The sequence below is a fragment of the Mesorhizobium sp. BE184 genome, from assembly GCF_031457045.1.
Taxonomy (GTDB): Bacteria; Pseudomonadota; Alphaproteobacteria; order Rhizobiales; family Rhizobiaceae; genus Mesorhizobium.
In genome coordinates this window covers 924,197-933,923 of sequence record NZ_JAVDVU010000002.1, presented here as the reverse complement: position 1 = coordinate 933,923, position 9,727 = coordinate 924,197, and the positions used below count along the sequence as shown (strand labels likewise).

The 9,727-nt window shown below is 60.4% G+C and carries 10 protein-coding genes and 1 tRNA gene; 2 read left to right on the top strand and 9 right to left on the bottom strand.

Annotated features, from left to right (window positions below):
* Positions 1–21: 21 nt before the first annotated feature.
* From J2X35_RS12575 to J2X35_RS12560, 4 genes are all read right to left on the bottom strand, one after another.
* Positions 22–231 carry a Trm112 family protein gene (locus J2X35_RS12575; protein ID WP_310185813.1) on the bottom strand — a complete coding sequence of 70 codons (210 nt, stop codon included), beginning with the start codon at positions 229–231 and terminating at the stop codon, positions 22–24.
* A 29-nt stretch (positions 232–260) separates the two neighbouring features.
* Positions 261–932, bottom strand: coding sequence for an LON peptidase substrate-binding domain-containing protein (locus J2X35_RS12570; protein WP_310185811.1), 672 nt, complete (start codon positions 930–932; stop codon positions 261–263).
* A 71-nt stretch (positions 933–1,003) separates the two neighbouring features.
* Positions 1,004–1,984, bottom strand: a complete 981-nt coding sequence (gene trxA / locus J2X35_RS12565) for a thioredoxin (protein ID WP_310186150.1) — start codon at positions 1,982–1,984, stop codon at positions 1,004–1,006.
* Between the two features lie 77 nt (positions 1,985–2,061).
* Complete coding sequence (locus J2X35_RS12560) at positions 2,062–2,559, bottom strand: prolyl-tRNA synthetase associated domain-containing protein (RefSeq protein WP_310186148.1); 498 nt, start codon at positions 2,557–2,559, stop codon at positions 2,062–2,064.
* Positions 2,560–2,771: 212 nt separating this feature from the next.
* Here J2X35_RS12560 and J2X35_RS12555 point away from each other — a divergent pair.
* Both J2X35_RS12555 and holA read left to right on the top strand, forming a co-directional pair.
* Positions 2,772–2,846: transfer RNA gene (locus tag J2X35_RS12555), tRNA-Gly, on the top strand.
* A gap of 121 nt (positions 2,847–2,967) precedes the next feature.
* A complete protein-coding gene (gene holA / locus J2X35_RS12550) occupies positions 2,968–4,017 on the top strand; it encodes a DNA polymerase III subunit delta (protein WP_310185810.1) in 1,050 nt (349 codons plus the stop codon).
* Positions 4,018–4,034: 17 nt separating this feature from the next.
* Here the strand turns inward: holA and J2X35_RS12545 are convergent, their stop codons facing one another.
* The 5 genes from J2X35_RS12545 to mnmE form a co-directional block, all read right to left on the bottom strand.
* Positions 4,035–4,919 (bottom strand): ParB/RepB/Spo0J family partition protein, encoded by an 885-nt coding sequence (locus tag J2X35_RS12545; protein WP_310185809.1) that lies wholly within the window; start codon positions 4,917–4,919, stop codon positions 4,035–4,037.
* A gap of 32 nt (positions 4,920–4,951) precedes the next feature.
* Positions 4,952–5,752, bottom strand: a complete 801-nt coding sequence (locus J2X35_RS12540; protein WP_056113166.1) for a ParA family protein — start codon at positions 5,750–5,752, stop codon at positions 4,952–4,954.
* 35 nt (positions 5,753–5,787) lie between these two features.
* A complete protein-coding gene (gene rsmG / locus J2X35_RS12535) occupies positions 5,788–6,432 on the bottom strand; it encodes a 16S rRNA (guanine(527)-N(7))-methyltransferase RsmG (protein ID WP_310185808.1) in 645 nt (214 codons plus the stop codon).
* Positions 6,429–8,300 (bottom strand): tRNA uridine-5-carboxymethylaminomethyl(34) synthesis enzyme MnmG, encoded by a 1,872-nt coding sequence (gene mnmG / locus J2X35_RS12530; protein ID WP_310185807.1) that lies wholly within the window; start codon positions 8,298–8,300, stop codon positions 6,429–6,431. The genes rsmG and mnmG overlap by 4 nt, the downstream gene beginning before the upstream one ends.
* A gap of 67 nt (positions 8,301–8,367) precedes the next feature.
* A complete protein-coding gene (gene mnmE, locus J2X35_RS12525) occupies positions 8,368–9,693 on the bottom strand; it encodes a tRNA uridine-5-carboxymethylaminomethyl(34) synthesis GTPase MnmE (RefSeq protein WP_310185804.1) in 1,326 nt (441 codons plus the stop codon).
* Between the last annotated feature and the right edge of the window lie 34 nt (positions 9,694–9,727).

Below are 9,727 nucleotides of genomic sequence, written 5' to 3'. Positions count from 1 at the left end.
CGATCGAGTAGAACCATCGCCCTAACCGTCATCGCCGCCGGTTGGCCGCGCTTCTGAGGGCAGCATGATCGGAATACCGTCCCGAACCGGGTAAGCCAGCCGCGCCAGCCTAGACACCAGTTCGCCATGTTCGCCATCCCAGACCAGCGGCCCCTTGGTCAGCGGACACGCCAGCAGTTCGAGAAGTTTAGGATCCACCTGCGCTTTACCGGGTTCACGGTCCTGGGCCATCGAAGTCTCGCTTGCTCTTGCAGGCCTCACTATTGCAGGCTCGAGCCGAAATCGTCGGCATCGCGCGCCAGCGCCATTTCGGTGATCGCAACCAGCGTCTCCGCTCGCGTTTTCAGGTCCGCGGCCTCCAGCAGCGCCTGCTTCTCCGCCGGACCATAGGGCGCCATCATCGAAAGCGCGTTGACCAACATCGTATTGTCGGCGCGGCTTACGCTTTCCCAATCGGCCTCCAGGTCGTTCGCCTGGAGATAAGCTCGAAACGTCTTCAACAGAGATGGCCGGTCGATTTCGTTAGAGGACTGGTCGTCTTGCAGATCGGCCAGAAACGGCATTATCCGGCATTGCCGGAAAGGCGTCTTCGCCGCCATCTCCTGCGCCACCCTGAAGCGGCAGACGCCCTGCAGCGAGATCAGGTATCGTCCGTCCCCGGTTTCGGCAAAGGAGGTGATGCGCCCCAGACAGCCGACATTGCACAATTCGGGCTCGCCATCGGCACGAACAGCGCCCTCGAGACTTGGCTGGATGATTCCGATCAGGCGGTGGTCGGCCAGCACGTCATCCAGCATCTGCAGATAGCGCGGCTCGAAAACATTGAGCGGCATGCGGCCGCCCGGCAACAGCAACGCACCGGCAAGTGGAAAGACCGGAACCGTCTGGGGCAGATCCTTGTCGCGCCGATAATGTGCGTTACCTGCCTGCACTGATCATCCCAGTCCCATCGACAAATATTCCCCAGTTGATCTGGCCGGCAATCGCGGCATGGCAAGCTTGATCAGGAAAATAACAGCGACGAAAGCTTCCTGCGCGACGAAAGCGTCGCCTCATCGGTCACTCCCCAGGCCTCGAAAAACTGCAGCAGCTGCGTTCGCGCCGCATCGTCCTGCCAGCCGCGGTCGGTCCTGATGATGGCAAGCAGGCTGTCGGCCGCTTTTTCCCGATCGCCGTGCGCATTCTGGATCATCGCCAGATCGAACCGCGCCTGATGGTCCTTCGGGTTTTCGGCCAGACGCTTTTCGAACTCCGCGGCGTCGCCCAGCGAAGCGGCCTGATCGGCCAGCGCCATCTTGGCGCGGACTGCGGCCAGGGCCGGCGCGTCCTTCTTCGCCTCCGGCGCGCCGTCCAGCAGCGCCCCGGCGCCCTCCCTGTCTCCGGCCTCGAACAGCAAATCCGCCAGTCCGGCAATCGCCTCGACCGAGTCGGGAGCCTGCTGCAGGACGGCGTCATAAAGGCCGGCGGCAGCCTGGATGTCACCCTTGGCGCGCGCTTCCGCTGCCGCCGCCAAGGTTTCATCGAGCTTTGGTTGCGCGCCGTTCTTGCCTGCCAGTTTGGTGATGAACTCTTCCACCTGACTTTCAGGAATGGCGCCCATGAAGCCGTCGACGGGCTGCCCGTTGCTGAAGGCAATGACCGCCGGAATGGACTGGATGCCGAGCTGTCCGGCAATCGAGGGGTGCTCGTCGATATTCATCTTGACCAGTTTCACCCGGCCGCCGGCATTCCTGACCACCTTTTCGAGAACCGGCGTGAGCTGCTTGCACGGATTGCACCACGGAGCCCAGAAATCCACCAGGACAGGCTGGGTTCGCGATTCCTGAATGACGTCGGCGGTAAAAGTCGCCGTCGTGGTGTCCTTGATGATGTCGGCAGCGGCAGCCGGCGCTGCGCTTGCCGGGCCGCCATCGCCGCCGAACTGGACAGTGGTGGTGTACTGGCCGCCCGCGGCGCGAAATGGATTGTCGTTGTTCGTCGTCATCTGGCCCTTCGCCGCGTCCTGCTCAATTTCGATATCGAAGACCGCAACCCGGTCTGCCGTGCCCACGCATGTGGCGATCACGCGGCCACTTTCAAGATGACGGGATCGTGCCCTGTCGCCTTGATGAACGAGAGCAAATCGCCTGCGGCAATCGACGTCGTCGCCTCATTGGTCAGCGGATGCGCGTTGATGACCGCATTTTGCATCAACGCCTCATCGAGGACAAGCTTGACCTCCAGCCGGGCGTCATTGATGAGCCCGAATACGGTGACCGCACCCGGAACGACGCCCAGCAGCTCCATCAGTTTTTCAGGCCTCCCAAAAGAGACACGGCCGGCGGCGCCGATCAGATGGTGTATCTGCTTCAGATCGACCGACGCCTCTTCATCGACGGTCACCAGGAAGTAATGGTCCTTCTTGTCCTTCAAAAAGAGGTTCTTGGTGTGCCCTCCGGGGATTTCACCGCGCAGCGCCTGCGAATCGGCCACGGTGAAAAGCGGCGGGTGACGCAGCGTCGAAACCGCAATTCCCAGTTCGTCGAGGAAAGCAAAAAGGTCTTCTTCAGATTTTGGCATTGGATCATCCGCACCGTCGAACTGCCGTTTTTGGCCAAGATGACAAAAGAGACAAGAGGCTTGTGCTTCTTTGTGTTTTATTGCGGCTCTCGATGATGTGAGAGCGAGCTTTCCACGTCTCCAGCGCGAAGGTTTCAAAGTCCACGATTTCCCTGTTGCAATCGCCGCGCTCTTCGGCCATATAGGCGCGGCTTGCGGCCAAGGCCGCGCGAGCGGGTGTAGCTCAGGGGTAGAGCACAACCTTGCCAAGGTTGGGGTCGAGCGTTCGAATCGCTTCACCCGCTCCAAATCTTCTTAATTCTGAAGTGCTTAGAGGCTCGGATATCCGGGCCTTTTTGCTGTCTGGAATCTTGTTCGGTGGCCGGCAAAACGCATGCGCGCAGGGCCTCTCCATGCTAGGAGAGATCAATGGCGCAGAAGAAAGCATTCGAAGTCGATTCCTGGCTGGCAAGACCGGACCCGCGGTTTTCAATCGTGCTGATCTATGGTCCCGATCGAGGGCTTGTCGCCGAGCGGAGCAGAGACTTCGCCAAGAAAACCGGTCTCGCCCTCGACGACCCGTTTTCCGTGGTCAAGCTCGATGCGGCCGACATCGACCGTGAAGAGGGCCGCCTTCTCGACGAGGCGCGCACTGTCCCGATGTTCTCGGATCGGCGACTTCTATGGGTGCGAAATGCCGGCGCGCAGAAAGGCCTGACCGAAGACATCAAGGCTCTGGCTGCCGATCCGCCCGGCGATGCGATCATTCTGGTCGAAGCCGGCGACCTCAAGAAGGGCGCCGCGCTGCGCGCTCTGGTGGAGAGCGCCGCAAACGCCATCGCTCTGCCATGCTACTCCGACAGCGGCCGCGACATCGACCAGCTTATCGATGAGGAATTGACCAAGGCGGGGATGACCATCAGCCTCGAAGCCAGGCACACGCTGCGCCGCAGTCTGGGCGGCGACAGGCTGGCTTCGAGAGGCGAGGTGGCCAAGCTTGCGCTCTTTGCCCACGGCGCCGGCGAAGTTGGTCTTGATGACGTGAGAGCCTTGACCGGCGACGTATCGGGTCAGTCCTTCGACAATGCGCTGGATGCTTTGCTGGAAGGGCGGGTCGAGGATTTCGATACCGCATTCAGCCGGCAGTGCCAGGCAGGCGGGCACCCATTTCAGGCGCTGTTGACCGTCATGCGACAATTCCAGTCCCTGCATGCCATGCGCGCAGTGCTGGACACCGACCGGAAGAGCGCTGCCGCAATCGTCGCCTCAGCACGTCCTCCGGTATTCTTTAGCCGGCGAAAGTCTGTCGAAAAGGCTCTTGAACGATGGAATTCCGAGGCGCTTTCCCGTGCTCTGACACGCTTGCAGGCCGCCGTTCTTCAGACCCGGCGCCGTTCCGACATGTCGATCGCCGTGGCCAGGCAGGCATTGCTTGGAATTGCCGTTGAAGGCGCCCGTCTTTTGAAACAACGGGAATAACCAGAGCCGGCTAAATATCACCGTTCCTGCTTCAGCCGCCGGCACAGTTCATCGAGTTGGTCCAGTGTCCGATAGGCGATGCGAAGGTGTCCGCCGTGGTTTTTGTGGGCTATCGATACCTGCATTCCCGTCACGTCGGTCAAAAGCTTCTCGAGCGCCAGAGTATCGGTATCTTTCTCATGCGAACTGCTGGACTTGCCGCCACCCTCCCGGGCTGCCGGCATTTGCGCCAGTGCTTCGGCCTGACGAACGGATAACCCGTCCTCGACGATCCGCTTAGCCAGCCCTGCCGGATCCTGAGCCGTCACCAGCGTCCTGGCGTGACCGGCGGAAAGCGCTCCGTCGACCAGCATGTCGCGTATCACCTCCGGAAGCTTCAGCAGACGCAGCGTGTTGGCGACATGGCTACGGCTTTTGCCGATCACCTGTCCGAGATCGGCCTGGCTGTAGCCGTGATCGTCGATCAATTGCTGATAGCCCAGCGCCTCTTCGACCGGATTGAGATCGGCGCGCTGCACGTTCTCAATGATGGCGAGTTCAAGTGCCGTACGATCGTTGACGTCGCGGACGATAACGGGGATTTCAGCAAGCCCGGCGCGCTGCGCCGCCCGCCAGCGGCGCTCGCCGGCGATGATTTCGAATCTGTCGCTTTGTTGGGGCGACGGTCGCACGACGACCGGCTGCACCACGCCATGCTCGCGAATCGACTGCGCGAGGTCGGCAAGATCTGCCTCGCCGAAGCTGCGCCTCGGGTTCTTGGGATTGGGCGAGACGAATTCGATCGGAACCCGGCCATCCGCTGAAGCCCGCGGCCTTTCGGCCGTCTCAACGGGACGGTCCATTTCGCCGATCAGAGCTGCCAGGCCTCGGCCGAGGCGTTTTCTTGCCGGATCTTCAGTCATGCTTCTTCCAGATCGTTTCGATATCGAATCAATTATGCGGCCCTCAAGCGGCGTTCCCGGCGGATCACCTCCGAAGCAAGCTGCAAATAGGCTTGGCTGCCTGAGCACTTCAAATCATACAGAATTGCCGGCTTGCCATAGGATGGAGCCTCGGAAACGCGCACGTTACGGGGAATGACGGTCTCGTAGACCTTTTCACCCATATGCGCCCGCACATCCTGCACAACCTGGTTGGCGAGATTGTTCCGGCCGTCGAACATGGTCAGGACGATTCCCTGGATCGTGAGGTCGGGATTGATCGAGGCCCGCACCTGTTCGACAGTCTCAAGCAACTGGCTCAACCCCTCAAGCGCGAAAAACTCGCACTGGAGCGGAACCAGCACCGAATCCGCTGCCGCCATGGAGTTCAAGGTCAGCAAATTCAGTGAAGGCGGGCAATCGATGAGAATATAGCTGAAATCAGGCGTTCTCAGGGTCGATTCGCGAATCGCGTTGCGTAGCCGCAGCACACGATCCGGCGAGGCGGCGATCTCCATCTCGACGCCGAGCAGATCCAGGGTCGATGGCACGACGAATAGCCCAGGCACGGCCGTCGCCATCGCGGCGCCTTCCAGCGTCAGTTCACCCATCAGCACATCGTATGACGAAACGGCGCGATCGCGCCGATCGATACCCAGACCTGTACTGGCATTGCCCTGCGGGTCGAGATCGACGATCAGCACCCGCTCGCCAATGGCCGCCAGGGCCGTGGCGAGGTTGATCGCCGTCGTCGTCTTGCCGACCCCGCCCTTCTGATTGGCGACTGTAATGATTCGTGGGCCGCTATGATTCATGATATATGCCGAATATATGCCGATAATTCAGGTCATTAATCCGGTTTCTTCGACACGGATCGTACATTTCTAAATTCGAGAACGACGCCTTCCGGATCGACCAGACTGGGATGTTCTATCAGATCGAAAGCCCAGTGGTGAGCGCTTTCTGCCACCTCCTGCCGATAATCCCGTCCTTTATGGAACAGACCGGTTGCACCGTTCGTCAGCCACGGCGCAGCGAGGTCCAGTAAGGCGACCAGGGGCGCCACGGCGCGGGCGGTAACAATTTCGGGCTGGGGCACCAGTTGATAGCAATCATGAATTCGCTGGGCAAATACATGCGCGGGGAGGCCGAATTGACCGATTGTGGTTTGTAGAAATGACGCTTTTTTCCGGTTGCTTTCAACCAAACGGATGAATCCGCGGCGCTCTTGCAAAAGAAATGCCACCACAATTCCCGGAAATCCACCGCCCGAGCCCAGGTCCAGCCAGTTCGTTGCGTCAGGGGCAATTGACATTAGCTGGGCGCTGTCCAGCACATGGCGCCGCCAAATCTCACCCTCCGTTGAAGATGCGACAAGGTTTATACGCTGGTTCCACTTGCGGAAAAGCTGCTCGAAGGCCTGAAGCCCCTCAAATGTTTCACGTGAAACGGGTCCCGCGACCGCCCGGAGACTCTCGATGGTTGCGGCAGTCAAGCCGCACCTTTTCGGAGGAGCTCTGCATTCCGAACATGGGCGATCACCAAACCAAGCGCCGCCGGGGTCATCCCCTCCATCCGTTGCGCCTCGGCAACGGAGCGCGGCCGGCGATCCCGCATCTTTTGCCGCAGTTCGTTCGAAAGACCAGGAATCATGGAGAAATCGAGACTGTCCGGAATGAGGCGAGCTTCTTCGTGGCGCAACTGCTCAACGTCCGCTCGCTGCCGATCGAGATAGACAGCGTATTTGGCCTCTGTCTCAAGGGTTTCGGCGGTCCTGGCATCGATATCGCCAAATTGAGGTTCGATACGAGCCAGCCATTCCACGCTTACGTCCGCATGGGACAGCAACTCATAGGCCGACCGACGGACGCCGTCCTGATTGACCGCCAGTCCATACCTTGCGGCTTCATTGGGCGTCAAAGTGGTCTGGAGGGCCAAATTCTTCGCTTTCTGGAAACGATCCTGGACGAGACGAAACCGCTGCCGCCTCGCTTCCCCTACGATTCCAAGGGCTTCTGCCCTCGGCGTCAGGCGTTCATCGGCATTGTCCGCTCGCAGTGAAAGCCGAAATTCCGCCCTGGACGTGAACATGCGGTAGGGTTCGGCTATGCCTCGACTGGTCAGATCGTCGACCATAACTCCCAGATAGGCCTCCGAACGGCTCAGCACCACGCCGTCGGCGCCGGAAGCGCGGCGGGCGGCATTGACCCCGGCAAGGAGACCTTGCGCTGCAGCCTCCTCATACCCGGTGGTGCCGTTGATCTGTCCGGCCAGAAAAAGCCCGGTCACACGCCGCGTCTCCAGCGACGGCGCAAGCTCACGCGGATCGATATGGTCGTACTCGATGGCGTAACCGGGCTGCAACATTGTCGCGCGCCCAAGTCCGGGAATGGTCTTTAGGACTTCCAACTGGACTTCTTCCGGTAATGAGGTCGAAATGCCGTTGGGGTAAACGGTAGTATCGTCCAGCCCTTCCGGCTCCAGAAAGATTTGATGACCTTCCCTGTCACCGAACTTGACGATTTTGTCTTCGATGGACGGGCAGTAACGTGGGCCCACTCCTTCGATCGAACCGGAATACATGGCCGAACGCCCGAGATTCTCCCGTATGACATCATGTGTGGCGGGGGTAGTCCGGGTGATCCCGCATTCGATCTGCGGGTTGACGATTCCATCCGTCATCAACGAGAACGGCACAGGATCGGCATCGGCAGCTTGCATGTCGAGGCCGGCCCAGTCGATGGTCTGTCCATCGAGCCGGGGAGGCGTTCCGGTCTTGAGGCGCCCGAGCCGGAAACCAATGCGGGACATGGCCGCGGAGAGGCCGATCGATGCCGGCTCATTCATCCGCCCGGCGGTGATCTTGCGTTCGCCGATATGAATCAATCCACGCAGGAACGTGCCCGTGGTCAGAACAATGGCCCCGCAGCGGATACGGCGCCCATCGGCCAGAACAACACTTGTCGTTCTTTCATTCTGGACTATCAGGTCAGCAACTTCGCCTTCGATCACCGAAAGTCCCGATTGCTCAAGAATCGCCGTCTGCATTGCCTGGCGATAAAGCTTCCGGTCTGCTTGCGTCCGCGGTCCACGCACCGCCGGACCCTTGCGCCGGTTGAGGAGACGAAACTGAATTCCGGCGGCGTCTGCGACCCGGCCCATCAGCCCGTCCATCGCGTCGATCTCGCGCACCAGATGGCCCTTGCCGAGGCCCCCGATGGCCGGATTGCAGGACATCGCACCGATTGTATTGAAGGACAGCGTTACCAACGCCGTGTGGGCGCCAAAGCGCGCCGCGGCGGCGGCGGCCTCGCAACCCGCATGTCCTCCGCCGACCACAACCACATCGAAATTCAAATCCATGGGTCCATATCCGCCATCATCAGCGTTTCACGTGAAACGACAAGCACCGGTGCATGTTTCACGTGAATCACTTCCCTATACAAAATTGACCGAAAATGACATCGAGCAGTTCTTCGGTATCGATACTGCCAACGATCCGGCCAAGCTGGTCAGCGGCCAGGCGCAAATCCTCGGCATGAAGTTCAGCGCCGCGACCGCGGCCAGCCAGGCATACGAGCAGGAATTCCCGGCACCCCCTCAGCAATTCGACATGGCGGAGCCTCGACGGCAAGATATCGCCATGGAACCCAGCCGCCGACGCCGCGCGGCGTTTCAGTTCATCGAGCAGAATATCAAGCCCGGCCTCAGTCCTGACCGAGATTGCCATGTCATACTGATGCCGGTCTTCTCCATCGGGCACCAGATCGAGCTTGGTGCCTATCCGCAGCACTGCCGACGAGAGCGTCGGAAGCTTCGGGTCGGCAGGCGAAACCATATCGGTGAGCAGGAGAACGAGGTCAGCGCCGTCCAACCGCCCCTTCGCCCGTTCGATCCCGATCGATTCCACCTTTCCCGCACCGTCGCGCAAACCCGCCGTATCCGTTATCCGCACGGGCAATCCGCCCAGATCCAGCGTCACCTCCAGCAAGTCGCGTGTGGTGCCCGGCTCGTCCGTTACGATGGCTACCTCACGCCGCGCCAATGCATTGAAAAGACTGGATTTTCCGGCATTGGGAGCGCCGACGATAACCACGTCAAAGCCGTCGCGAATGATCTCTGCAGCGTGGAATCCATCAATGTGATTCTGAATTTCCGCAGCGAGCGCCTCCACATCCGTCCACACCGACGACGCGACCGATCCCGGTACATCGTCCTCGTCGGCAAAATCGATCTCCGCTTCGATCATGGCGCGGGCGTGCACCAACCGTTGCCGCCAGCCGAGATAGAGTTCGCTCTGTGCGCCGCCAGCATTGGCCGCCGCAAAACGTCGCTGCGCCTCGGTCTCGGCGGCGATCAAATCCGCCAAAGCCTCGGTCTCCACCAGATCGAGCTTGCCGTTGAGAAAGGCGCGCCGGGTGAATTCCCCCGGCTCTGCCAGGCGCACGCCGTCGATGGATGTCAGGGCTTCGATCATCGACACGACAACGGCGCGGCCGCCATGCACATGGAATTCGACGACGTCCTCGCCGGTAAAGCTGGCCGGGCCTGGAAAAAAAAGCATCAGACCGCGATCGATCCTCTCGCCAGCGGCATTGCTGAAATCAGCGACCACTGCTTTCCGGGGTGAAAAAGCAGCTCCGTTAACGATCGTTTCGAGAGCGAATCGACAGTGGTGGCCCGACAGACGGATCACCGCCACTCCAGCTGGCAGCCTGCCGCTCGACAAAGCAACGATGGAGTGTGTGAAATTCATTGCCGCGGAACCGGATAGCCATAGTTTGATCTGA